We start from the raw sequence: 25145 nt of genomic DNA on the forward strand, positions 1-25145 counted from the left end.
GTCTAATCAGTATAACGAAATATTATCTTAGAACTTGTTAGTTCTATAGAACCGCCCTGTACCGAACGGTATGCGGGGTGGTGTGAGAGGTCGGCTAATCAAATAATGATTAGCCTCCTACTCGATTATTAAATTCTTTTAGTTTATCTTTATAAAATCTACACATCTTATTTGTATAATATAGTTAATAATATAATATAATGGAGTAGAGGTGACCTATGAGTATTAAAAAACAAAATATTAAAGTTTACAACATGACATGTACCTCCTGTGAAGCTAGAATAGAAAAGTCTCTGATGAGTATCTTTGGAGTTACTAAGGTATTGGCTGACTACAAAAGCGAAAGTGTGTTTGTGCAATATGATGATGAAACGTGCAACATTGCACTAATTAAAGAAAAGATATCGAAACTAGGTTATAGTACAGAGGATTCTGGAAATTTTAAACTTATTGGATTACTAATAATAGTTCTTGCTATTTTTCTTATAAGCAAGGCTGGTAATAGTTTTGACATGGAATCTAAGCTAGCAAACGCATCTTATTTTGTTCTGTTCATAGTGGGTGTTTTCACTTCATTACACTGCGTAGGTATGTGTGGTGGAATAATGTTATCACAAAGTATAAGTGCGGAGAATAAGAGCAAATTTCAATCTCTAAAACCTGCTATATTTTATAATTTAGGCAGAGTAATATCCTATACTATTCTTGGAGGAATAATTGGAGCTTTAGGTTCTGTTTTTTCTCTTACTTTACCTTTTAAGGCTGGGCTTCAGGTTTTAGCTGGTTTTTTTATGATTATTATGGGACTCAATATGTCTGGATACAGTCTTTTTAGAAGATTCAACATAAAATTACCTTTGTCTGTATGCAATATTAAAAAGAGCGGAAAAACTCCATTTATTGTAGGGATTTTGAATGGGTTTATGCCATGTGGACCTCTTCAAACTATGCAATTATATGCTCTTGGAACAGGAAGTGCGGTACTTGGGGCTACTTCAATGTTCATATTTTCGCTTGGTACGGTACCTCTAATGCTTGGATTTGGAGCTGTTTCTGGTCTTTTAAGTAAGGGCAACACAAAGCAACTTGTAAAATTTGGAGGGATTCTTGTAGTTGTTTTAGGGCTTATTATGGGTAATCGTGGGCTAGCTCTTGCTGGAATTAACATATCTCCTATAGCTTTAATGCGCGCTGCTTATCAGGAAAATAATTCTGCTCTGCAGACGGATACACCTTCAAAGGGTTCAAAAGCTATTATAGAAAATGGAGTTCAAGTAATAAATATGACTGCAACTGCACGTGGATACACGCCTAGCGTATTATATGTACAAAAGGAAATACCAGTTAAATGGGTAATAAATGGAGAACAGCTAACTTCATGTAATAATTCTATTGCTGTCCCCTCTCTAGATATAGAAAAAAAATTAGAATCTGGTGAGAATATTATAAATTTCACACCAGGCGATAAAGATATAAATTATAGCTGTTGGATGGGTATGATAGGTGGAGTAATTAAGGTAGTAGATGATGTTAATGCAATAGGTGCTTCAAGTAATGCTACTACTAGTGATAATACGGTTGCGAGTGCTGAGACTCCCGTTAGCTCTAGTATCTATGAAACTGATTTAACTAAAACCCCAATTGATATCTTAGTTAAAAAAGCCAAGATTACAAATGACACTCAAAGCTTAAGTATAAGTGGAATTGGTTATGAATTTTCTCCAATTATAGCGGTAGTACAAAGTGGTCTTAAAATTAATTTATCAATTGACTTAACAAAGTTTGATAATGCGGAGGGGCCATATTCAATAATTGATGCAGACTCTAAGCAAATTTATTCATTTGAAGGCAAAAAAGCAATTAATCAAGTTGAATTTACCTTTGATAAATCTGGTGTCTATGGAATCATTAAAGATGAAAATACACTAGCTTTAATACATGTATCTGAGGATATTAAACCAATAGTGATTGAAGAAATACGAGATAGATACTTAAAATAAAAATTAAATTAACTTTATATTATATACTTTATGGTAAAATTAGCGCTTTACATAATGGAAGATGGGGGTATAGTGAAAATATGTAATTATTCCCAAATACCAATATTGCTCTAATTCCAGTGCTTCAGCTTCTCGTATTGTTTCCACTAAGTTTTTTTTGTTAGTAAACATATTTTAACTCATTTTAACAAAGCCAGATACAAAATACAAGGAAACTACCATATGTACCAACAGAATAGGAAAAAATAAATTATTATAAAGAATTATAATATTGAAATAGTGTGCTATTTTAAAATTTAAAGTAATGTTAAATTTTTATTGTTAACTAATATAAATGTAGCTCAAGACATATCTCACAGTCTTGAGCTTGAATTTTAAAGTCGTTTTTCCTCATCCTGGCCAGACTTACCTCCTTTTGAACCTTTAAGCATCATTGGTATCTTAAATAGCATCATTAGTGGTATTTAATTGATAGAATATTATCTTTATAAAATCAACACAAAAGTTTGGTACTATATAATTAAAGAAAAAATATTAATCATTTAATACTCTTACGAATTATTTCCCCCCATATGGTGGGGTGGGTAAATTAAAATAACTCTTCATCTATAAATATGTAAGTTATAATAAAAAAGTCGAAACAAATTTAATTACTAATACAAGGAGATGATTTTATAGTATGTTTAAGTTTATTAATAAAAAACCTAGTTTGAAGGTAGATAAATTAATTAGAACCATAAGAGATATTAAACTTAGTAATGCAATCATAGAGGAATCAGATTATATGACAGATTCAGGATATAATAAAATAATAGTAAAATTAGATAAAGTAAATATAATTGATATAATAAAAATTGATTCATTCTCAAAAGAAGAAGAGCACAATATTGAAATTGAGCTTGAAGATAACTCAAATAAGCTTATTGTATATAAATCTCCTCCAGTATATGTAAGCGAAGAAAATAACGGGCGATTGTTAATTAAAGATAATGATATGTATTTATTTAACAGGTCGTTAATAAAAAATGATGTAGTTAAGTGGATTATTAAAGGAAATTGGTGCAAGTATATAGTCTTCAAAATTAATGAATTAGAATTAGAAATAGAAAGCTTGAAATTAAAACAGAAAACTGAGGGAATTAAAAGAGAAGAAAAACTTATAAGGGAAAAAAGTAATAAAGTTAAAAATTTTAACAACTTATTTAAAGTAGATTAATATAGACCATCTCAATATTCATATTATCTTCATAAAAAAATGTTAAACTGAGCTTATAAATAATGTTGAAATCGGAGGTTTAAAATTGAAAAAATTAAAGAAGTGGTATGATAATTTTTTAAAAAGCATGGAAAAAGCCAATAAAGAATCTTTTGGTGATAAAAAACTAGATTGTTGTGGATTAAACTCAAATAAAAATAAAAAATCGGAACAAAATTAGCAACATAAATTGTCCACTTCGTTACCAATTTTTGTAATGGCGTCGCATCAGCAACCTATTATATGGGAATACGCTGAGCTAGGTGAGGATGGGCATCTGATTTGGGTGTGACCTTAATTACACAATATAATCTTTATACAAATTTTACATTTATTAGTCGGCTGATACGACCCTGTTGTAAAATGTGGAAGTGTATACGCACAGGTTTTACTTTTTTATGTGTCTATCTCACAACATTGTTTAAAATTTAATTAATTTTGTGCATTCGCTTTCTATGGCAAACATATTTATTTATAAGTACTGATTGATCACCATAAATGAGTAGGGAGCGGTTATTTTAATATATACTTTATTTAAATGTAGAATTTTGCTAATTATATATCTCATTTTGTAGGCATGTATTAACTATGTAGCTATTTATTGCAGTCTTCCACATTTTAGTTAGATGATTTTTCCCATATAATATTCAGAAACATATCTTCCATCAACTATAAGTGAGTTTTCTTTTAAACCTTCTTTTTTGAATCCCATTTTTTCATATAATTGAATGGCGACGTCATTATGTTCTATCACAGTTAATTCTAATCGTGTAACCCTATTTTTTAATGCCCATTTCTCCAACTCTTCAAATAGTTTCACTCCAATTTTTTTACCTCTATACTTTCTTAATATCCCAATAACTATATAAGCTCTATGACTTATTCTTTTAGCAACACCAATTTCAGATGATAGGAATCCAATTATATCTCCTTTATATTCAACTACTAATCTTAACGATTTTGAACTGCATATATTATTAATATTAGAATCCATTTCTTCTAAAGTCGTTTTTCTTTCTCCTGGTTCCCACATCATATTGGTTGTTTCAGTATCCAATTGATTTAACATATTTAAGAATTTCTCTGAATCCTTAATTTCAATTTTTCTTATAAGCATACGGTTACCTCCACGTTATTTATGGCAAGTTTTTAATATAAGTTCGTCTATTTAATTTATGTAAATTGCTTTACAAAATAATGACGTTTACTGGTTAATGGATATTGTTCTAATGTAAAAACCTCTTATTTTTTCTAAATCAGTCATAGTGACGTCCTCCTCAGATTTTATATACTTTTATCGAATTAACTTATTTACTTTATTATACTATATATTCCATATAAGAATGCAGTTTTAAAGGATAAAAAGCCATAAAACATAACAAACGTTATATTGTATTGAAAAGAAAATAAATTGGTAATAAAGAATAACAGCATAAAAATTTTATAGTTTTTTTGTTGACAAGTATAAAGTGTCCGCATATAATGAACATATGAACAATAATTCATACGTTCATATAAATGGAGGGTAATAAATGGATAAAAATATAGAGTTTTGTAATTGCTCAACAATACATGAAGATGTAGTAGATAAAGTAAGAAATTCAATACCGCCAGCGGAAACTTTATATGATTTAGCAGAACTTTTTAAGGTTTTTGGAGATAGTACAAGAATTAAGATTCTTTGTGTATTATTTGAAACTGAAATGTGCGTTTGTGATATAGCAGCTTTACTTATCATGACTCAATCGGCCATTTCACATCAACTTCGTGTTCTTAAAAATGCTAGACTTGTAAAATATAGACGAGAGGGTAAGGTTGTATATTATTCTTTGGATGATCAACATGTTAAACAAATATTTGATCAAGGACTTATACACATAAAAGAACTTAGGTAATATCCTAATACATAAACAAAATTAATAATATATAGAAGATAAGAAACTTTGAAAGCGGGGGAGAAAATGGGTGCTGTAATAAAAAGAGAATTCATTTTAGAAGGTCTAGGTTGTGCTAATTGTGCAAATAAAATTGAAGCTCAATGTAAAAAAATAGATGGAGTAATAGATGCCAATATAAATTTCATAAGTAAAAGCTTAGTAATTCAATTTCAAAGTGAAGAAAAAATATCTGAAATTATAGATGAGACCACTAAGATAGTTAAGAGGATAGAACCTAGTACCAAGGTTATACCAAAAGAGGCAAAAACATTTAGGGGTGTGGATAAACAGCATGACCATGAACATGGTCACAACCACAGTCACGAACATGGACACGGAGATGCAGAAGGAAACAATAAAAATAAAATTATACGTTTTTCAATAGGCGTAGCTATTTTCTTAATAGGAATTGTATTTAAATTTGATTATTTAGTTGAGTTTGCTTTGTTTTTCGTAAGTTATTTGTTAATCGGTGGGGATATCCTAATAATTGCTATAAAAAATATATTAAGAGGTCAAGTGTTTGATGAGAACTTCTTAATGGCACTTGCTACGGTGGGAGCATTTTCTATTGGACAATTTTCAGAAGGTGTTGGGGTTATGCTCTTTTATAAAGTAGGAGAATTTTTCCAAGATATAGCTGTTAATAAATCAAGAAAATCTATATCTGCACTTATGGATATAAGACCAGATTATGCTAATAAAAAAATCAATGGTGAAATTATAAAAGTAGATCCAGATGAAGTGCACATTGGAGATATCATAATAGTAAAGCCAGGAGAAAAAGTACCTTTAGATGGCTTTGTTATAGAAGGCAAATCATTAATAGATGCATCTGCTTTAACTGGTGAATCAGTTCCAAAAAATGTTAAGACTGGAGATGAAATTTTAGCTGGTTGTATAAATAAAAATGGGTTATTAACAATAGAGGTTGCAAAAGAATTTGGAGAGTCAACCCTTGCTAAAATTTTAGATTTAGTACAAAATGCTAGTAGCAAAAAAGCACCAACTGAAAATTATATAACTAAATTTGCAAGGTATTACACACCTATTGTAGTTATAAGTGCAATAGTTCTTGCAGTGGTTCCCCCTCTTTTATTACCGGGTGCTACTTTTTCACAGTGGATATATAGAGCTCTAGTATTTTTGGTAGTATCTTGTCCTTGCGCACTAATAATATCTATTCCACTAGGATTTTTTGGAGGAATAGGTGGTGCATCTAAGAATGGTATCCTGGTTAAAGGTGGAAACTATCTAGAGGCACTAAATAGCGTTGAAATGGTAGTTTTTGATAAGACAGGAACACTAACTAAAGGAGTATTTCAGGTTACTCAGATGAATGCCGAGGGTAGTATAAGTGAAGATGAGTTACTGGGGTATGCAGCTCATGTAGAAAGCTATTCTAGTCACCCCATTGCAACATCAATATTAAAAGCTTATGGCAAAGATACACGAAAAGAGGATATTGAAGATGTTTTGGAGATAGCGGGAAAAGGAATTAGTGCTAAAGTAAAAGGGAAATATATTTTAGCTGGTAATTCTAAGTTAATGGATAGCGAAAAAATTTCTTATAAAAAGGCTGAAAATTCTGGAACGGTAATTTATTTAGCGATTGACAAGAAATATGTTGGCAGTATTATTATTTCTGATGAGCTAAAAGAAGATTCTGCTTATGCAATAAGAAATTTGAAGTCTATGGGCGTTAAAAAAATAGTAATGCTTACAGGTGACAATAAAGATATAGCATCAGATATTGGGAAAATTCTCGGTGTAGATGAAGTTTATTCAGAGCTTCTTCCACATGAAAAGGTTGAGAAGTTAGAACTACTGCAAAAGCAAAAATCACCTAAAGGAAAGATAGTATTCGTGGGAGATGGTATTAATGATGCACCTGTACTAGCTAGAGCAGATATAGGAATTGCAATGGGTGGTGTAGGATCTGATGCAGCTATAGAAGCTGCAGATATAGTTATAATGACAGATGAACCGTCCAAAATCGCACTTGCAATAAAAATTGCTAAAAGAACAAAAACAATTGTTATGCAAAATATTATATTCGCACTAGGTGTAAAAGCAATTATTTTGATATTTGCAATTTTTGGAATTTCAACTATGTGGGAAGCGGTTTTTGGTGATGTAGGAGTTGCGTTAATTGCAGTCTTAAATTCAATGAGAGCTATGAAGGTAGATAATTAACAGCAACTAAATCATCTCCTGCGGAGCTGCAATATTAAAAGGTTAACAGGAACGCAATGTTCTTGTTAATCTTTTTTTAGTTGAATTATTTAAGTTATTAGTAAGATTTAGAGGTCCTTCTAGCAAGGATCTTGGAGCTCTAATATAATTTTAAAAATCTAGTGTATCAAATTTTGGGCTAAAACAGTGTATCAATTTGGAGGGATGTTGATACACTGTTTTATAATGAAGATAAATCAACGTTTATAGGAACTGGCATGAAATTTGCTTATAATATTAGTGTAAAGATAAATTATTAGCAAAATTACTTAATAAAATAACGGGAGGTAAATTATTATGAAAGTTTTATTAGTATGTTCAGGGGGAATGTCAAGTGCTATTGTTGTTAAGGCTGTAAAGCAAGAAGCGGACAAGCAAAGCTTTCCACTTGAAATAAAATCAGTAGGAACAGGAGAATTTCAAGATGAACTAGGTGACGGAAACTATAATTTAGTCATAGTTGCACCTCAAGTTAGACACAGAATGAAAACGTTTGAAGAACAAGCTAAACCATTTAATGTTCCAGTAGAAGTTATAGTACCTATGGGATATACACCAATAGGCGCATCAAAGGTATTAAATCAAATTAAAAAACATGTAAAATAAATTATACCATACGAGGGGGATATATTTAAAATGGAAAGATTCTTAAAATGGATTGAAGAAAAGTTATTACCACCCATGGCATCATTATCAGAACAAAGACATTTAAGAGCTATAAGAGACGGAGTTATTTCTACAATATCACTAATTATTGTAGGTAGTTTTTTCTTGATAATTGCTCAGCCACCAATTGCATCATGGGCACTAGCAATAAAACCTTTTGTACCCAAAATTATGATTCCTTACAGATTGACAATGGGATTAATGTCATTATATGCAGCCTATGGAATGGGGTATAGCTTAGCTAAATCATATAAATTAGATGGAGTAACTGGAGGAGTTTTGTCACTAGCAGCATTCCTTTTAGCAACTACACCAGTCAATATTGATGCAGTATTAGCGGAAGCTACAAAAGCTGGCGTTGCTGGAGCAACTCCTGTTGGATGGGTACTGCCAATGGCTAATCTTGGCGGTTCAGGTTTATTCGTTGCAATAATTTGTATGATACTAGCTGTTGAAACATTAAGATTATTAACTAAATATCATGTTACTTTAAAGATGCCAGAACAAGTTCCAGAATCAGTAGCAAGATCTTTTGAAGCGCTAATACCAGCAGCTGTAATTATAACGTTTGTATGGTTCATAAGAGTTTGGTTAGAGTTTGATATACAAGCTGCAATAATGAATTTGTTTAAACCTATTGTAAATGTAGCAGGAAATAGCTTAGGTGGTATTTTATTACCAGTTATATTTGTAACTTTACTTTGGGCAGCAGGTATTCACGGAATGTCAGTTATAGGTTCTCTTGTTAGACCTATATGGCTTGTATTACTTGATCAAAATACTGCAGCAGTAGCAGCAGGAAAGCTTATTCCAAATATAGCTCCGGAACCATTTTTTCAATGGTTTATATGGATAGGAGGAGCAGGTGCTACGTTAAGTTTAGCGCTACTTATGTGTTTTTCTAGTTCAGAGTACTTAAAAAGAGTTGGAAGATTTTCTATTATACCTGGTGTATTCAACATCAATGAGCCATTAATTTTTGGTGCACCAATAGTTATGAATCCAATACTTGCTATACCATTTATATTAGCACCTACTGTAGCTGCAATTATAGCTTATGGAGCTACAACTTTAGGACTCGTATCAAAAGTATATATAATTGCACCGTGGACATTACCAGCACCAATAGGAGCCTATGTAGCTACTGGTGGGGACTGGCGAGCTCCACTGCTTGTAATATTTAATATTATATTAGCAACATTTATCTACTATCCGTTCTTCAAGGTTTATGAGAAAAAGATGGTTGCAGAAGAACAGTCACAAGTTACTAGTAAAAGTGGAGAAGTGATTACAGGTTAATAAATAATATTAAATTAATTTAGCACCGATGATTATTTAATCATCGGTGTAATAAAATAAAAAGGGTGATTAAGATGGATGACAACATGGAAGAACAAATATTTGAATTAATAAGTCATGGTGGAGATGCTAAAGGGTATGCATATGAAGCATTAACTGCGGCTAAAGAAAACAAAATGGAAAAGGCAGAGAAATTATTAAATAAGTCGCAAAAAGAATTAGATATAGCACATACTACTCAGACAAAGCTTATACAAGCAGAACTTAATGGTGAAGACTTAAAAATATCATTACTTATGATTCATGCTGAGGATCACTTAATGGCAGCTATTTCTGAGAAAAACCTTATTAAAGAAATGATAGATATAATTAAACTAATACACGCTAAATAAAGGAGGACTTGCATAGTGATAAAGTATATATATATATTAGGATGCATTGCGTTAGTTTTAGGATCTGTGAAGGTTACAAAGGTTTTAATGAAAAAAATTAAACTAAACAGGTGGATTATTGGCTCTATGGCTCCTTTCGTTCTAATAATCCCATCTCTACTATTTAAGAATATGAGTATGATAGTATGGAATTTACTATCAATAATTTTCTGTGTAATGTGTATAATGTTTTTTGAAATTACTAGATATAAATTAGAAAATAATGAAATTAAAGGGATATTAAATTATAAGAAAAAGTAGAATTAACAGGAATTTATCTATTTATTTTAATGATATAATGTATTTATTGTCGATGTCATTAAAATACATACAAGGCGGTGTAAGCAATGAAATACGAAATTGTTTATGAAACACTAAAGGATTTATGTGTAAAGCAATTAAAGCAAGGGGATAAGGTAATTGGCTATAGCACTGACGAAATAGCTAGTTTACTTAATATGGAAAGAACTAATGTAGCTAGAGAGTTTGGAAAACTAATTAAAGAAGGGCTAATATATAAGAGTAAAGGCAGACCTGTATTGTACTATCTAAAAAATATAAATTCTGATTTGATTGTGACAAAAGACGAGGATGAAATCCAGAATAAAATGTTTTCTGTATTTGATACGATGATTGGTAATGATTTAAGCTTAAAAAATGTTATATCTATTGCAAAGGCGGCAATCGTATATCCACCAAGAGGATTGCATACCCTCATAATTGGTGAAACTGGAGTAGGAAAGTCATTTTTTGCAAAATGCATGTTTAAGTATGCTTTGGAGATTAAAACTATAAAGGATAAGAATAGGTTTGCAGTTTTTAACTGTGCTGATTATGTTAATAATTCACAGCTTTTAATAGCCCATATTTTTGGAGTGAAAAAGGGCGCATACACTGGAGCTATTGACAATCAAGAAGGAATTATTGAAAAGGCTAGGGATGGCATTATATTTTTAGATGAAGTTCATAGACTTCCACCACAAGGTCAGGAGATGTTATTCACTCTAATTGATGAGGGTAAATATACACCACTTGGAAGTACACAAGAGATTAATATAAATATTATGATTATTTGTGCTACTACTGAGAATATTAAGTCATCATTACTTAAAACTTTCACAAGGAGAATTCCTGTAACTATTTCTCTCCCAAATTTAAGGGAAAGAACAGTAGAAGAAAGAATAAGATTAATTGAGAGCTTCTATAAAGATGAATCTAAAAGAGTTTTAAAGAAAATTGAGATAGAAGAAGATGCTTTAACAGCACTACTTAATTATGATTGTACCAGTAACATAGGTGAACTAAAAAGCAATATACAAATTTCCTGTGCTAAGGCTTTCCTAAGAAGTATGTTTTCTGATTCTTTAGTAAAAGTAAAGCTTGAAGACTTTTCTGATGAAGTAAGAACAGGACTTTTAATGGCTAAGAAAATAAAGCCAAGGAATTTCAATCTAATTACAAATAGTTATTTAAATTCAAATAATAAGGATGAGCAAAATAATGAAGATAAAGAAAATAATGAAGATAAATATAGATTATCAGAGAATATATATGAATTTATTGAAATGAGAACAAAAAACTTGCAAGCTAAAGGTCTGGATCGTAGTGCAATTGAAAATAAGTTATCTAGTGAGGTTGAAAAATTTATTAATAGTTATCTTACAAACATTAATAATACTCATAAGGAAGATGACATAAAGAGAATAATAAACAATGAACTATATGATTTTTTAAATAAGTTTATGTATTTAGCTGAGTATAAGCTAAAGAGAAAAATAACGAAAAATATTTTCTTGGGATTATTAGTACATATAGATACGTTTTTAGGGCGCATCAACGAAAATAGAACTATAGAAAATCCTAAGATAGATGAAATAAGAAAAAAATATTCAGAAGAATTTAAAATAGCAATGAAATTAGCAGAAATGATAGAACAGAAGTATAAAATAGATGTACCTATTGATGAAATTGGATTTATTACTATGTTTTTTGCAGCTGATGTTGAGAAAGGTGAAGGCAGAGTGTTGATTATTGTAGCTATGCATGGAAATAGCACAGCTACATCAATGGTAGAAGTATCAAATCAACTTTTAGATACGAATTTTGCTATACCTTTTGATATGCCTCTTTCTATGAAACCAGAAACGGCACTTCATGAAATAGAGGAACTAATAATTGAAAACCATGAAGGTGTCGGTGTTATACTTTTGGTAGATATGGGTTCTTTAAAGTTTTTTGATAAAATAATTGCAAATAATACAGGTATTGAAGTAAAGGCTGTGGATATGACTACCACAGCTATGGTTATAGAAGCTACGAGAAAAGCCATTATGAATCAGGAAATAGATGAAATTGTAAAATCTATAGACTTAGAAAGTAGATTCCTAGGAAATTTTCTTGGTGAAAGTGTAAAGCTAAAAAAGGATGTTATTATAACTGCCTGTTCTACTGGTCAAGGCACTGCTCAGAAGTTAAAGGATATTATCTACAGCAAGTTTGACAAAGATAAACATGAAGTAATTAATCTAAGTATAAAGGATAAAGAAGAATTTATAAGAACTGTAGAAAATATAAAAAAAGAATCAAATATTGTAGCGATAATAAGTGCTTTTAACTTGAAAATCAAAGGTATAAAATATATATGTTTAAGTGATTTTTTCAAGGATTTTATGGGAGAAGACTTTGAAGAGTATATAAGTGATGAAAAGTCAATTGAGGATATTAAAACAGTATATACAGATTATTTAGAGATTGAAGATGGAGACTATATTGTAAACAGTTTTATTGAGATTGTATCTACTATGAAGTACACTTTTGATATTTATATGGATAGCGAGAAGTTAAATGGAGTTCTTATGCATTTTGGGTGTTTAGTACAGAGACTTATAAATAAGGAAGATACGCCTAAATGTAAGAATATTAAAACTATACTTTCCAGAAATGGAGATGTATTTAGCCAACTAAAGTTAGGACTTGCAAATTTAGAGAAGAGGCTGAAGATTACTTTCTCAGAAGATGACCTTACAAATATTGTGGAAATACTTAAAAATTAATTGGAAGGGGATTTAGTTTTGAATTATATAATTGGTGTGGATGGTGGAGGGACCAAGACTGAGGCGGTTGCATACAGTTTGGAAGGCAAAGAGTTAGGTAAAGGTCGTTCAGGTTTTGGAAATCTCCTTCTAAATTTCAAGCAGGCATTAAAAAACATAATAAATGCCGTTGAGTTATGTAAAGACGGTATAAATGAATATGGTGGTAATTTGGATTGTTTGTGTATATACGTAGGCCTTGCGGGACTAGAAACTATTGGATATAAAGAAAAAATAGAGAATGTACTTAAAGAAAAGTTTAATTGCAAAGTAGAAGTATGTAATGATGCAGAGATAGCGCATGCAGCGCTACTTAAAGGCAAAGATGGAATCATGACTATATCTGGAACTGGTTCAATATGTTATGGTTTGTATAAAGGCAAGCGGGATAGAACTGGAGGCTGGGGTCATATTTTAGGTGACAAAGGAAGCGGCTATTATATAGCATTGGAAGCTTTTAAAAAGATGGCTTTTGAGGAAGATTCAGGACTAGAAAAAAGTAAACTTACGCTAGCTATTATGAGTAAACTTAATATAGACAATGTAAATGATATAAAAGAATTTATTCACTCAGAAAATAAGGGAGAAATTGCATCATACGCACAACTAGTTGTGGAACTTGCTAATATTTTCGAGGTAAATTCAGTGAATATACTTAGAAAAGCAGGAGAAGATCTAGCAATTATGACAGAAAGGCTCTATAAAAAACTTGAAATAAATGAACCAATTAACATAGGGGTTAAGGGAAGTATTCTTACTGAGGTTAGTCTAGTAAGGGAAGAATTTTCAAACTACTTACAAGCTAAATTGTCTGACGTTACCATAATAATGGAGGATATTTCTCCAACAAAAGGAGCCTGTTATTTACATAAGGCAATAATGAAATAGATTATCTAAGGGGAATATGTAAATAATATTATATCTAAGCATTAATAAGAACTTTATTGGGAGGGTTTATAATGGAAAAATATGCTGTTGGACTAATGTCTGGAACTTCATTAGATGGTATAGATGCTGCATTAGTTAAGATACATGGATTTGGTGAACAAATTAAAGTAGAATTAGTAGAATTTATAAACGAGGAAATTCCAGAAGAAATAAAAGAAGAAATAAAAGAATGTTTTTCTATAGATAAATCTAACGTAGAGCTTATTTGCAGCTTAAATTTTAAACTAGGTTATTTATTTGCCAAGGCAACTAAAACAGTTTGTAATAAAGCAAATTTCCCAATGGAGAAACTTGATTTTATTGGTTCTCATGGGCAGACAGCATTTCATATACCTAAAGCTTATGGAATGTATGCAAAATCTACACTTCAGATTGGAGAACCTGCTGTAATAGCATATGAAACCGGAGTTACAGTAGTTTCGAATTTTAGAACCATGGATATGGCTGCAGGAGGAGAGGGGGCGCCTCTAGTTCCATATACAGAATATTTATTATATAAATCAGAAAATAATAGAGCGTTACAAAATATAGGTGGAATAGGTAATGTAACTGTATTACCTGGAAATTGTAAATTAGAGGATCTTCATGCCTTTGATACTGGCCCCGGAAATATGATTATCGATGAAGTAACTAAAAGGTTAAAGGGACTAAATTATGATAAAGGGGGCACGTTTGCCTCAGAAGGAGTGATAAATAGTAACTTATTAAATGAGTTAATGGATATACCATATATTAAGCAAGAACCACCTAAAACAACAGGTAGAGAGCTTTTTGGTAACCAATTTGTTGAGCAACTATTAAGGAATTGGAAGAGTTTAAAAGCTGAGGATATCATAGCTACGGTTACTGCGTTTACAGCTAAATCTATCGCATATAACTATAGGCAGTTTGTATTTCCGAGGTGCAAGATTGATGAAATTGTTTTGGGTGGTGGAGGAAGTTATAATAATACGCTTGTAAAAATGATAACGGACTATTTACCAGAGTGCAAGGTGCTTATCCAAGAAGAGTTAGGGTATTCGTCTGATGCTAAGGAAGCTATTGCATTTGCTGTTTTAGCAAATGAAACTTTAAATGATAACTGTGGCAATGTAATTGGAGCTACAGGAGCTAGAGAAAGAGTTTTATTAGGTAATATTACATACGGAAAGAGGAGATAAAATATGAGACAATTAGGAATTTCAATATATCCAAGCCATGCAAGTCTTGAAGAAAATATAGCATATCTAAAGCTAGCACATAAATATGGGTTTAAAAGAGTATTTACATGCCTTTTATCAGTAGAAGGTGACAAAGAGAAGATAGTTAAAGGGTTTAAAGATATGATAAGCCAGGCAAACAAATTAGGAATGGAAGTAATTGCAGATGTTAGTCCTAGGGTATTTGGAGAACTAGGGATAGGTTATGATGATTTATCATTCTTTAATGATTTAGAGGCTTATGGAATAAGGCTTGATATGGGATTTAGTGGACTTGAAGAATCACTTATGACTTTTAATTCTTATGGGCTTAATATTGAAATAAATATGAGCAATGGAACAAAGTACCTTGAAAATATAATGAGCTACAAACCAAATACAGAAAAACTTTTAGGATGCCATAACTTTTATCCACATAGATATTCGGGCTTAAACTATGAGCATTTTATAAATTGTACAAAACAGTTTAAACAATTTGGAATAAGAACTGCAGCGTTTGTATCTTCTAAGGACGCTACTTTTGGACCGTGGCCAGTTAGAGAAGGGTTATGTACTTTAGAGTCTCATAGGACTTTACCTGTTAAGGTTCAGGCAATGCACTTATTTGCAACTGGACTTATTGATGACGTAATCATAGCTAATGCTTTTGCTTCAGAAAAAGAACTTAAGGCATTAAGTGAGATTAACAAAGAAAAACTTACTTTTGAAGCAATACTTGTAGATAGTATACCAGAAATAGAGAAGAAAATAGTATTAGAAGAATTTCACTTTAACAGAGGAGACGTATCAGATTATTTAATAAGGTCTACTCAAAGTAGAGTAAAATATAAAGGCCATGAGTTTGTGCCATTTAATTCTCCAGACATAAAGAGAGGAGACTTACTTATAGACACATCACTTTATGGACATTACGCAGGAGAACTTCAGGTCGCACTAAAGGACATGGAGAATTCAGGAAAAACAAATGTGGTAGGAAGAATTATAGAGGAACAATTATTTTTATTAGACTATATAGAAGCTTGGCAAAAGTTTGCAATAGTTGAAAATTAATGAAGGGTTTATCAATGTTTAAGGCAGTATTTTGTATTTGGGAAAATAAGAATGAATAATTAAACTATTGAGGTCTATTAGGTTGCAAAAAACACAAATCTAAGATATGATTGGTATATACAACATAACAACATGATAATATATAAATTATTATTGTCTATACAAAAAATTACTGTTAATTAAGGAGGGAAAGTTTTGAGGAAGGTATCAAAGAATAATCCCATTCCACTTCATTATCAAATAAAGGAAATCTTACAAGAAATGATAGAAAATGAAGTTTTAAAACCAGGTCAATCAATACCAACAGAAAGAGAGTTATGCGAAGTTCAAGGAGTTAGCAGAATGACTGTAAATAAGGCTATTATGTCCTTAGTAAATGAGGGGTTAATTTATAGAGAACAAGGAAAAGGAACTTTCGTGGCTTACCCAAAAGTTAATCGTGAAATATCGCCACTCAAAAGTTTTAGCGAGCAAATGGAACAAAATGGCGTTATATCTAGAAGTGAAATATTATCTTTTAAAGTAATAAAAGCAACCAAGAAATATAAAATCGAACTAAAAATGCCTGAAAATGAAACTAAAATTATTGAGATTAAAAGGGTGAGATTTAGTGATGAGCAACCAGTGGCAATCGAAACGGCATTGCTTCCGCTCTATTTATTTATAGGCATGACTAGAGAGATGATTGAGGATAAATCACTATATGAAATTTTTAGAAAACATTATGGATATAAGCTAGATAAAGCAAAACAAACAATTGAACCCACGATACTTAATGATTATGAAAGTAAACTTTTAAATCAAGAAGATGCTACTTTGGCATTAATATTTAGCCAAACTACCTATTTAGAAAATGGAATCCCAATTGAATATACTAAGGCAACATTTAGAAGTGATAAGTATAAATATCAAATCACATTGAAATGATAAATATAAGACGGGGGTGATTAATATTAAAGCTATAATTAATGGAAAACTTATTATGAAAGATAAAGTAATTGATGGCAGCGTAATAATTTTTGACTCGAAAATTATAGATATTATAAGTAAAGATAAATTCGCTGGGTATAAAAAAGAGTATGTAAAGGAATATAAACAAGAAATGCTAGTGATAGATGCTAAGGGTAAATATGTATCACCAGGATTTATTGATATTCACATTCATGGCTCTGGCGGCTTTGATACTATGGACGCTACAAAGGAAGCCTTAAATGGTATAAGTACCACAATTGCTAAAAATGGAGTAACGTCATATTTACCTACTACAATGACTACGGATAGTTTAAGTATATATAAAGCGCTAGATGTTGCACGGGGTATTATGAAGTTAGAAGCAAAGGGAGCAAAAGTTTTAGGTGTACATATGGAAGGACCTTTTATAAATGAGAAGTACAAAGGGGCGCAGAAGGCAGATAATATTATAAAACCAAGTTATGATGTTATAAAGGATTATTTAGATATTATTAAAATCATAACACTTGCTCCAGAAAAGGATGAAAATCATAGTTTTATAAAAAAAGTTAAAGGTAATTCTGAAATTACATTGTCAATGGGACATACAGATGCAAGTTATGAAGAGGCAGTCCAGGCAATTGAGGATGGAATAACACATGCAACACATACATTCAATGCTATGACTCCATTAAATCATAGAAAGCCAGGCGTTGTAGGTGCAATATTTACAAGTGATATAACTTGCGAGCTAATAGCTGATTTAATACATGTTCATCCTGCAATTTTTAATATACTTATAAATCAAGTAAATAAGAATAAACTGGTACTCATAACAGATTCTATGAGAGCTGGTTGCATGAAAGAAGGTACATCTGAGCTTGGTGGACAGAAGGTAACAGTTAAAGACGGGGCTGCAAGACTTCAGGATGGAACATTAGCAGGAAGTATTTTAACTTTGAATAAAGCAGTACTTAATATTCTAAGTAATAGTGAACTTAAGATTTATGAAGCAGTTGCAATGGCATCAATTAATCCAGCAAAAGTAATTAATATGGATAACAAAAAAGGAAGTTTAATGGTTGGATATGACGCAGATATAGTTATTTTTAATGATGATATAGATGTGTTTTTTACAATAGTAGAAGGTAAAATAATGTACGAGGCTCATTAGTAAAATTTTGAGTATTATTATGAGGTGGTGCAAATATGAGAATAATAGTAGTAGATAATTATGAGGAAATGAGTAAAAAAGCGGCATTAATGGTTGCAAGTCAAGTTATGTTAAAGCCTGCAAGTGTATTAGGGCTTGCTACTGGTGATACTCCAGAAGGAATGTATAAGGAAATAATTAAGTTGTACGGCAAAGGTGAGGTGGATTTTAAGGAAGTTAGAACTTTTAACTTGGATGAGTATTATGGTTTTAATAAAGAAAACCCTCAAAGTTATTATAATTACATGAATACTAACTTGTTTGACAATATAAATATAAGTAAAATAAATATTAATATGCCTGATGGCATGGCAAAGGATGTAGATGCCAGTTGCCAGCTTTATGAGGATAAAATAAAGTCAATTGGTGGAATTGATATGCAAGTGCTTGGCATAGGAGGAAATGGACATATTGGCTTTAATGAACCAAATGTAAATTTTGAGGCACAAACGCATTTAGTTAATCTTGATGAGGAAACAATAGAAGCAAATTCTAGATTTTTCAAATCAATAGACGATGTTCCGGTAAAAGCCATAAGTATGGGAATTAAAACAATAATGAACTCTAAGAAAATTATATTACTTGCAAATGGATTAAATAAAGCAGAAGCTATAGAAAAAGCTATTAATGGTAAAATAAATCCAAGTATACCTGCTTCAATTTTGCAGCTACATAATGATGTAACAATAATTATAGATAAAGAGGCTGCTAGCAAGTTATAAAAACAAAACACCTATATTAGCAAAATTGCTATATAGGTGTTTTGTTTTAAGATATATATTTATTGAAATATTAATTATCTTTTGTTATTTAATTGAAGTCTTTAATTCGCTATTTTTGTATAATAAATTATAACAATAAGTTATTATATCACTTCTTTTAATTATTCCTATAAAAACACCATTATCATCTACAACGGGAACAAAATTTTGATCTTTTGCTAGTGATATTAAGCTCTCTATATCTGCACCAATTGATACTGCTTTGTTAGAGAAATGCCTAGGAATATCTTCAATTAAAATCTTGCTTGTATCATTAAAACTTAAATTTGGGGTATTCTTTAATTTCCACAATAAGTCACCTTCAGTTAAAGTACCTACATAAATTCCTTTTTCATTTACCAGGGGTACAGAAGTATATCTGTGGTACTCCATTCGTTCTAATGCTTGCCTCATTGTAGAATTCGGCTTTTCATAAACAACTTCATTTTTAGGTGTAAGGAAAAAAGCTATGTTCATAGTTTACCCATCCTTTAGAGATTTTTATTTTAGTTTGTCAGTTACCGTTTAATTTCATTATAACATGTACTTGTAGATTTAGTAATGTACAATCTATTAAATAAGTCTGATTTTAATAAAATTTGGTTAAGAGTTAAGAGTCATTTTTATTAAAGTCTTGTGTTTCCATTTTCCTTTTTTGAACCGAATAAGGTAGAGAGAACCACGAACAACCCAATCTACGATCATACCTATCCATACGCCTATAAGTCCAAAATTTAATACAATGCCTAAGAGATAACCTCACATTTATAATATTCATAAAGATACTTATTTTCATAGGAGTTTTTGTGTCGCCAGCTCCACGCAAAAGACCATTTGAGATTAAATCAATAGTTATTAATGGGTAGGTAAGTAAAGTTATGCGTAAATATATATGAGCATTACTTATTACTAGCGGTTCTGCGCTACCAAATAACATGGTAAGAAATTTATTGAAATTTTTAATTGGATATATTATGAAGAGTATCCTTAAAAAGATTATATTATGTTCTAAATTGTTGGTAAAAAAGACTTTGGTAGATTATAATAGATATAAGAATATTAATGATAATAGGCTGTTGAGGTAATAGTTATTAATCGCTAAAAACTAAGGAGTGAGTTTATGAATGATTTTTCAACTGTTGAAGAATATAAAAAGGCCAGTAAATTAGCTAAAGCTAGATATTTAGTGGATACTACAAGTGGGTCATCCGGTCATATATCATCCTTAGATAGTATTTTAAAAAAAATAGACATAGTAGCTGAATTACCACTGGGAATCAAAAGTATTCCACTAAAAAAAATAAAAGGAACCTATTTTTATACAAGGAGTAGAGATTTTGCAATGAACTTTCTTCCCATTGCCAGTATCGATAGTGAGTTTTCTATGAAATGGCAAGCTGTATACGCCCATCATATTAATGATGGTATAACTGACCCTATTAAAATCTATGAGTATATGAATCAATTCTATGTTATGGAGGGAAATAAGCGGGTAAGTGTACTAAAATATGTAGACGCTTATGCAATTGATGGGGATGTTACTAGGCTAGTTCCTAAAAAAGATGATAACGATTTAAAAAATATAATATATTACGAATTTTTAAGCTTTAATAATAAGACAGGAATAAATGACATTTGGTTTTCTAAGGAAGGTAGTTTTGTACTACTTGATAAGTATTTAGATGATTACAATCCAAAACTTTACTGGTTTGCAAATAAATACGTACATTTTATAAAAAACGTTTACTCACCCTTTAGAAACGTATTTTATGAACTAGGGGGAGATAAATTAGATATTACCACTGGAGACGCGTTTTTAGAATATATAAAAATTTACGGTATTTCAGATCAATTTGATGAAACGAAAAGAAAATCTAGAGTTGAAAAGTTCTTAGTAGAACTTAGAATACTTTCGAATAATAATACAGTAGAAATCCAAACACAACCTTTTGATGTCCATAAGAAAAATGTTATAACATCATTTACAAATTTAGTAACCACACATAAAAAATTAAAAGTGGTTTTTGTATATGAAAAAACAATTGATACATCAGGTTGGAGTTATGTTCAAAATTTAGGAAGATTGTATGCGCAGCAAGAACTCTCGGGGGAAATAGAAACATTTGTTGTAGATAATTTTCAAAATGATAGTGATGGCTACGAAAGGTTAAGTGAGTTATGTGAAAAAGATTATGACATTGTATTTACTACATCTTCAGCTTATCTTAATATAACATTAAGAGCAGCGTTAAAACACGAAAATATTAAGTTTTTTAACTGCTCTCCGGTAAAGGCATTTAGAAATGTAAGTACTTATTTTGGACGTTCTCATGAACCTAGATTTTTACTTGGCCTTATTGCTGGGTCAATAACAAAATCTGGTATTATAGGTTATATAGATATTTATAATGAGACAGAGATTATAACAGGAATTAATGCTTTTGCCTTAGGTGTTAAAACTGTAAATCCTAATGCAAAAGTTATAATTTCATGGCTTAATGAAGCTGGAGATGTGAATAATTCAAAAGATTCAATTCAGGAACTTCATAGGAGTGGTGCAGATATTATAATGCAAAATGACCTAATAGCTTTAGGTAAGGGATCGAGAGACTTTGGTCTATATTCTTTAAAGTACAATGAAAAACAGAAAAAATGGATACCGGAAGTAAACTACGCTTTAATTACATGGGATTGGGGCATGTTTTACGAGAAAATACTTAGGAATATCGTAAATGGTAGTTTTAAAGGTATATTTAGCACCGAATCTAAACGTGTAAGTTTTTGGTGGGGGATGGACTCAGGCCTTGTGGATATTATATATTCAAAACATAATGTTCCAACTCAAACACAAAGACTGGTAGACGTAATGCGCGAATTAATTATTGAAAACAGGTTTCATACTTTTGTTGGACCGATATTTGATACAGATGGTGAACTTAGGATAAAAGATGGCGATATTGGAAATTACGAAGATATGTTATACATGGACTGGTTTGTAGATAATGTGGTAGGTAATCTTCCAGGAGTAGAGTAGGATATTTAAAAGAAAAGTAGGTGATTAAAGTTAAGGTTTTATTAGTTTCAGATGTTGAAGATGATTATATTTGGGAACATTTTGACCAGGAAAAATTTAAAGATATTGAACTTGTAATTTCTTGTGGAGATTTAAAAGCAGATTATTTAGAATTTCTAGCTGATATGATTAAAGCACCCGTAATTTATGTTAATGGTAATCATGATGGATCGTATTTACAAAAACCGCCAGGTGGATGTATTCCTATTGATGATAAGATTTTAGTATATAAGAACATTAGAATATTGGGCCTTGGAGGATCTGTTGACTATAGTAAGGGCCCTTTTCAATATTCTCAAAAGGATATGAAAAAAAGACTTAAGAAGTTGAAATTTTCTTTATGGAAAAATAAAGGTGTGGATATATTAGTAACACATTCACCCGCTAAAGGAATGGGCGATGGAGAAGATCGTTGCCATAAGGGTTTTGAAGTGTTTATTGATATTTTAAACAAATACTCTCCAAAATTTTTCTTTTACGGTCACCAACACTTACAGTATGGTAGAGGTGAAAGAAAAATGATATATAACACTACTACACTTGTAAATGCTTTTAAATATCATATTATTGATGTTTAATAAATTAACTTATTAAATATTTTTTGGGTAAGAAAAAGTATATATTATGTATAATGCATTAATCATATTGCAATACGCGTAATATATACTTTTTCTTTTTTATCGACATTATATAGGGTTAGAAATATTCTTTCTTTTTGAAAAATCCCATTTAGTCTCTGTTGTTATAATTGCGATGAATATAATTAAACACCCTAAAACCATTTTTGGAGTAAATATCTCATCAAGTATTATTACTGATAAAATAGAACCAAAAACTGACTCTAGACATAAAATAATAGCAGCATGCGAGGCGGTAGTATATTTTTGAGCTACATTTTGTACTAGAAACGCAAGCATTGTGCTGAAAATTCCTAAATAACCGATTGCAAGTATTGTATCTAAGTTTAATGGTTGCGGTTTTGGTTCGAAAATCAAAGCAGCTATAATTGAGAACACTGCAGCTGACCCTAACTGTATTATTACTAATATAATAACATCAACTTTTTTAGCGAAAAACCCAACAGCAACTATATGAGCTGCGAAAAATACTGCGCATAATAAGGTTAAACTGTCTCCGATGCTAAAATGCATCCTGCTGCCCAAAGTTAACAAACCTATTCCTACAAAACATAGAAAAGCAGATATTAGAGAATAAACATCTGGTTTTTTTTTGCTAATAGCCCAGTACAAGAAGGGTACAATAACAACATTAGTTCCAGTTAAAAAAGCATTTTTACCAGCAGTTGTATATTTCATACCAATGGTTTGAGCTGCGAAACCTAAAAACAGAAGAAAGCCAACCATAGTCCCAATTTTCAAATCCCTTTTAGTTATAAGTTTAATTTTATTTCTGAAAATTAATAACATAATTAAAACAGAAATGCCAAAACGCAATGCTACTATATAAAAAGGCGAGACACTATCTAAAGCACCTTTAACTGCTATAAATCCACCACCCCAAACAAGTGCTACGAGTAGCAAGGACACATCCGCGAGGATGCTCTTTTTTTTGCCTGTATTTTTCATAATTAGAACTCCTTTAAAAAATAATAATTTGGATAATAAATTTATTTTATCACAAAAGTAAGTATTAACCTAAATCAAAATTTGAGAGAACTACACTTTCTAATACTTTTCATAGTTTAGAACATGTAATGTAGATACATCTACTCTCTTTTATATCCATTGACATTGAATATTAACATATTTATAATTAAATAAAGTAGAGTGAATTAATAAGAATTAATGCAGATATTTTAGTATACAGAGATATCACTAGATATAACGAGGAGAGATATAAAAACATGGAAATATATTTAGATAATAGTGCAACAACAAAACCGTATGAGGAAGTTATTGAGGTTTCTTGTAGTGCTATGAGAGATTATTATGGAAATCCATCATCAGCACATGGGTTAGGGTTTAAGGCCGAGAAAAAAATCAGGAGTGCTAGAGCAAATATAGCTAAAAGCATAAATGCTACGAGTGAGGAAATAATATTTACATCAGGAGGAAGTGAAAGTAATAATTTTCTTATAAAGGGATTTTCTAAAATCGCTTCTGATATAATAACTACAAAAATAGAACATTCAAGTGTTTTAAATACCTTTAAGGCAATAGAAGAGTCAGGAGTAAAGGTTACTTATATTGATGTAGACGACAATGGTAGAGTCGATGTAGACAAGCTAATAAGTAGCATAACTCGTGACACACAAATTGTTAGTGTAATGCACGTTAACAATGAGGTAGGAGTAATTCAGGATATTGAGCTTATAGGTAAATTAATTAAAGAAAAAAGTAGTAGGGTTAAATTTCATGTAGATGCAGTGCAGAGTTATGGAAAGCTTCCTATTGATGTACAAAAATCTAATATTGATTTATTATCTACTAGTGCACATAAAATACATGGACCACGAGGAGTTGGGTTTGCATACATAAGGAAAGGACTTATACCTAAAAGTTTAATAAGTGGTGGTGGGCAAGAAAGAAATTTAAGATCTGGTACAGAAAATGTTGCAGGGATTGTTGGATTTGAAACTGCAGTTGAAATTATATGTAAAAACAGACAAGATAATTTCAATAAAGTTTTAGATGTGAAAAAATATTTCATAGAAAGTCTCGCAAGTGTAGAAGATATTAAAATTAATAGTGATCTAAGCGATAACTTTACACCTTATATTTTAAGTGTTTCATTTATTGGAGTTAAGGGTGAGGTTTTACTTCATTCATTAGAAGATAAAGGGATTTATGTTTCTACAGGTTCAGCATGTTCTTCTAAAAGTCATAAAACCAGTGAAATATTAAAAGCTCTTGGAAGAACTTCGCAGGAGCAAGCTGGAACTGTGCGTTTTAGTTTTTCCGAATATAATACTAAGGATGAGGTAGACTATGTTATAATCGAATTGAATAAAATATTAAAGTTTTTGAGAAAACTAAATAAAAGATAATTAAAAGATTCTAATATAGTAAATATAT

The 25145-nt window shown here is 30.9% G+C and carries 22 protein-coding genes and 1 pseudogene; 19 read left to right on the top strand and 4 right to left on the bottom strand.

What is annotated here, in order from left to right; genetic code table 11:
• Positions 1-218: 218 nt before the first annotated feature.
• The 3 genes from ACREVX_RS08635 (at position 219) to ACREVX_RS08645 (ending at position 3436) form a co-directional block, all read left to right on the top strand.
• Positions 219-2000 (top strand): urease accessory protein UreH domain-containing protein, encoded by a 1782-nt coding sequence (locus ACREVX_RS08635; RefSeq protein ID WP_431543780.1) that lies wholly within the window; start codon positions 219-221, stop codon positions 1998-2000.
• A 679-nt stretch (positions 2001-2679) separates the two neighbouring features.
• Positions 2680-3216 carry a hypothetical protein gene (locus ACREVX_RS08640; RefSeq protein ID WP_431543781.1) on the top strand — a complete coding sequence of 179 codons (537 nt, stop codon included), beginning with the start codon at positions 2680-2682 and terminating at the stop codon, positions 3214-3216.
• Between the two features lie 85 nt (positions 3217-3301).
• The gene (locus ACREVX_RS08645; RefSeq protein ID WP_431543782.1) at positions 3302-3436 is read left to right on the top strand and encodes an LDCC motif putative metal-binding protein; all 135 of its coding nucleotides are present in this window, start codon (positions 3302-3304) and stop codon (positions 3434-3436) included.
• A gap of 441 nt (positions 3437-3877) precedes the next feature.
• On the opposite strand, the gene ACREVX_RS08650 is transcribed toward ACREVX_RS08645, so the two are convergent.
• On the bottom strand, positions 3878-4372 hold the full coding sequence (locus ACREVX_RS08650) for a GNAT family N-acetyltransferase (protein ID WP_431543783.1): 495 nt from the start codon (positions 4370-4372) through the stop codon (positions 3878-3880).
• Between the two features lie 415 nt (positions 4373-4787).
• On the opposite strand from ACREVX_RS08650, the gene ACREVX_RS08655 reads away from it, so the two are divergent.
• The 13 genes from ACREVX_RS08655 to nagB all read left to right on the top strand — a co-directional run bounded on the left by ACREVX_RS08655 (position 4788) and on the right by nagB (position 18998).
• Positions 4788-5150: an ArsR/SmtB family transcription factor gene (locus ACREVX_RS08655; protein WP_431543784.1), complete on the top strand. Its 363-nt coding sequence runs from the start codon at positions 4788-4790 to the stop codon at positions 5148-5150.
• Positions 5151-5216: 66 nt separating this feature from the next.
• Positions 5217-7388 (top strand): heavy metal translocating P-type ATPase, encoded by a 2172-nt coding sequence (locus tag ACREVX_RS08660; RefSeq protein WP_431543785.1) that lies wholly within the window; start codon positions 5217-5219, stop codon positions 7386-7388.
• A 336-nt stretch (positions 7389-7724) separates the two neighbouring features.
• Entirely contained in the window at positions 7725-8033 is a 309-nt protein-coding gene (locus tag ACREVX_RS08665; RefSeq protein WP_431543786.1) for a PTS sugar transporter subunit IIB, read from the top strand.
• A 30-nt stretch (positions 8034-8063) separates the two neighbouring features.
• The gene (locus tag ACREVX_RS08670) at positions 8064-9392 is read left to right on the top strand and encodes a PTS sugar transporter subunit IIC (protein WP_431543787.1); all 1329 of its coding nucleotides are present in this window, start codon (positions 8064-8066) and stop codon (positions 9390-9392) included.
• Between the two features lie 74 nt (positions 9393-9466).
• The gene (locus ACREVX_RS08675; RefSeq protein ID WP_431543788.1) at positions 9467-9784 is read left to right on the top strand and encodes a PTS sugar transporter subunit IIA; all 318 of its coding nucleotides are present in this window, start codon (positions 9467-9469) and stop codon (positions 9782-9784) included.
• Positions 9785-9799: 15 nt separating this feature from the next.
• Positions 9800-10084, top strand: a complete 285-nt coding sequence (locus ACREVX_RS08680; RefSeq protein WP_431543789.1) for a hypothetical protein — start codon at positions 9800-9802, stop codon at positions 10082-10084.
• Positions 10085-10170: 86 nt separating this feature from the next.
• Positions 10171-12876 (top strand): sigma-54-dependent transcriptional regulator, encoded by a 2706-nt coding sequence (locus tag ACREVX_RS08685; RefSeq protein ID WP_431543790.1) that lies wholly within the window; start codon positions 10171-10173, stop codon positions 12874-12876.
• 18 nt (positions 12877-12894) lie between these two features.
• Positions 12895-13803 carry an N-acetylglucosamine kinase gene (locus tag ACREVX_RS08690; RefSeq protein WP_431543791.1) on the top strand — a complete coding sequence of 303 codons (909 nt, stop codon included), beginning with the start codon at positions 12895-12897 and terminating at the stop codon, positions 13801-13803.
• A 71-nt stretch (positions 13804-13874) separates the two neighbouring features.
• On the top strand, positions 13875-15023 hold the full coding sequence (anmK, locus tag ACREVX_RS08695) for an anhydro-N-acetylmuramic acid kinase AnmK (RefSeq protein ID WP_431543792.1): 1149 nt from the start codon (positions 13875-13877) through the stop codon (positions 15021-15023).
• Between the two features lie 3 nt (positions 15024-15026).
• The gene (locus tag ACREVX_RS08700; RefSeq protein WP_431543793.1) at positions 15027-16112 is read left to right on the top strand and encodes a DUF871 domain-containing protein; all 1086 of its coding nucleotides are present in this window, start codon (positions 15027-15029) and stop codon (positions 16110-16112) included.
• 195 nt (positions 16113-16307) lie between these two features.
• Positions 16308-17039, top strand: a complete 732-nt coding sequence (locus tag ACREVX_RS08705; RefSeq protein ID WP_431543794.1) for a GntR family transcriptional regulator — start codon at positions 16308-16310, stop codon at positions 17037-17039.
• A 25-nt stretch (positions 17040-17064) separates the two neighbouring features.
• A complete protein-coding gene (gene nagA, locus ACREVX_RS08710) occupies positions 17065-18237 on the top strand; it encodes an N-acetylglucosamine-6-phosphate deacetylase (protein WP_431543914.1) in 1173 nt (390 codons plus the stop codon).
• A 35-nt stretch (positions 18238-18272) separates the two neighbouring features.
• Entirely contained in the window at positions 18273-18998 is a 726-nt protein-coding gene (nagB, locus tag ACREVX_RS08715; RefSeq protein WP_431543795.1) for a glucosamine-6-phosphate deaminase, read from the top strand.
• Positions 18999-19082: 84 nt separating this feature from the next.
• Here nagB and ACREVX_RS08720 read toward each other — a convergent pair whose 3' ends face one another.
• On the bottom strand, positions 19083-19514 hold the full coding sequence (locus ACREVX_RS08720) for a CBS domain-containing protein (RefSeq protein WP_431543796.1): 432 nt from the start codon (positions 19512-19514) through the stop codon (positions 19083-19085).
• A 277-nt stretch (positions 19515-19791) separates the two neighbouring features.
• Positions 19792-20049 (bottom strand): annotated as a pseudogene (locus tag ACREVX_RS08725) (MATE family efflux transporter); the annotation flags it as partial.
• A 108-nt stretch (positions 20050-20157) separates the two neighbouring features.
• Between ACREVX_RS08725 and ACREVX_RS08730 the strand changes: the two are divergent.
• Both ACREVX_RS08730 and ACREVX_RS08735 read left to right on the top strand, forming a co-directional pair.
• Positions 20158-22071: a BMP family ABC transporter substrate-binding protein gene (locus ACREVX_RS08730; RefSeq protein WP_431543797.1), complete on the top strand. Its 1914-nt coding sequence runs from the start codon at positions 20158-20160 to the stop codon at positions 22069-22071.
• Positions 22072-22091: 20 nt separating this feature from the next.
• Positions 22092-22688: a metallophosphoesterase family protein gene (locus tag ACREVX_RS08735; protein WP_431543798.1), complete on the top strand. Its 597-nt coding sequence runs from the start codon at positions 22092-22094 to the stop codon at positions 22686-22688.
• 108 nt (positions 22689-22796) lie between these two features.
• Here ACREVX_RS08735 and ACREVX_RS08740 read toward each other — a convergent pair whose 3' ends face one another.
• A complete protein-coding gene (locus ACREVX_RS08740; protein ID WP_431543799.1) occupies positions 22797-23696 on the bottom strand; it encodes a DMT family transporter in 900 nt (299 codons plus the stop codon).
• A 278-nt stretch (positions 23697-23974) separates the two neighbouring features.
• Here ACREVX_RS08740 and ACREVX_RS08745 point away from each other — a divergent pair, with 278 nt between their 5' ends.
• Positions 23975-25117 carry a cysteine desulfurase family protein gene (locus ACREVX_RS08745; protein ID WP_431543800.1) on the top strand — a complete coding sequence of 381 codons (1143 nt, stop codon included), beginning with the start codon at positions 23975-23977 and terminating at the stop codon, positions 25115-25117.
• Positions 25118-25145: the final 28 nt, after the last annotated feature.

This window comes from Clostridium sp. (assembly GCF_050717545.1).
In the GTDB taxonomy this organism is placed as follows: Bacteria; Bacillota; Clostridia; order Clostridiales; family Clostridiaceae; genus Clostridium_AD.

Excerpts from the sequence above, each read along its gene's own strand:
- ACREVX_RS08635 (WP_431543780.1), top strand. The coding sequence starts at position 219 with ATGAGTATTAAAAAACAAAATATTAAAGTTTACAACATGACATGTACC.
- ACREVX_RS08640 (WP_431543781.1), top strand. The coding sequence starts at position 2,680 with ATGTTTAAGTTTATTAATAAAAAACCTAGTTTGAAGGTAGATAAATTA.
- ACREVX_RS08650 (WP_431543783.1), bottom strand. The coding sequence starts at position 4,372 with ATGCTTATAAGAAAAATTGAAATTAAGGATTCAGAGAAATTCTTAAAT.
- ACREVX_RS08655 (WP_431543784.1), top strand. The coding sequence starts at position 4,788 with ATGGATAAAAATATAGAGTTTTGTAATTGCTCAACAATACATGAAGAT.
- ACREVX_RS08660 (WP_431543785.1), top strand. The coding sequence starts at position 5,217 with ATGGGTGCTGTAATAAAAAGAGAATTCATTTTAGAAGGTCTAGGTTGT.
- ACREVX_RS08665 (WP_431543786.1), top strand. The coding sequence starts at position 7,725 with ATGAAAGTTTTATTAGTATGTTCAGGGGGAATGTCAAGTGCTATTGTT.
- ACREVX_RS08670 (WP_431543787.1), top strand. The coding sequence starts at position 8,064 with ATGGAAAGATTCTTAAAATGGATTGAAGAAAAGTTATTACCACCCATG.
- ACREVX_RS08675 (WP_431543788.1), top strand. The coding sequence starts at position 9,467 with ATGGATGACAACATGGAAGAACAAATATTTGAATTAATAAGTCATGGT.
- ACREVX_RS08685 (WP_431543790.1), top strand. The coding sequence starts at position 10,171 with ATGAAATACGAAATTGTTTATGAAACACTAAAGGATTTATGTGTAAAG.
- anmK (WP_431543792.1), top strand. The coding sequence starts at position 13,875 with ATGGAAAAATATGCTGTTGGACTAATGTCTGGAACTTCATTAGATGGT.
- ACREVX_RS08700 (WP_431543793.1), top strand. The coding sequence starts at position 15,027 with ATGAGACAATTAGGAATTTCAATATATCCAAGCCATGCAAGTCTTGAA.
- nagB (WP_431543795.1), top strand. The coding sequence starts at position 18,273 with ATGAGAATAATAGTAGTAGATAATTATGAGGAAATGAGTAAAAAAGCG.
- ACREVX_RS08720 (WP_431543796.1), bottom strand. The coding sequence starts at position 19,514 with ATGAACATAGCTTTTTTCCTTACACCTAAAAATGAAGTTGTTTATGAA.
- ACREVX_RS08730 (WP_431543797.1), top strand. The coding sequence starts at position 20,158 with ATGAATGATTTTTCAACTGTTGAAGAATATAAAAAGGCCAGTAAATTA.
- ACREVX_RS08740 (WP_431543799.1), bottom strand. The coding sequence starts at position 23,696 with ATGAAAAATACAGGCAAAAAAAAGAGCATCCTCGCGGATGTGTCCTTG.
- ACREVX_RS08745 (WP_431543800.1), top strand. The coding sequence starts at position 23,975 with ATGGAAATATATTTAGATAATAGTGCAACAACAAAACCGTATGAGGAA.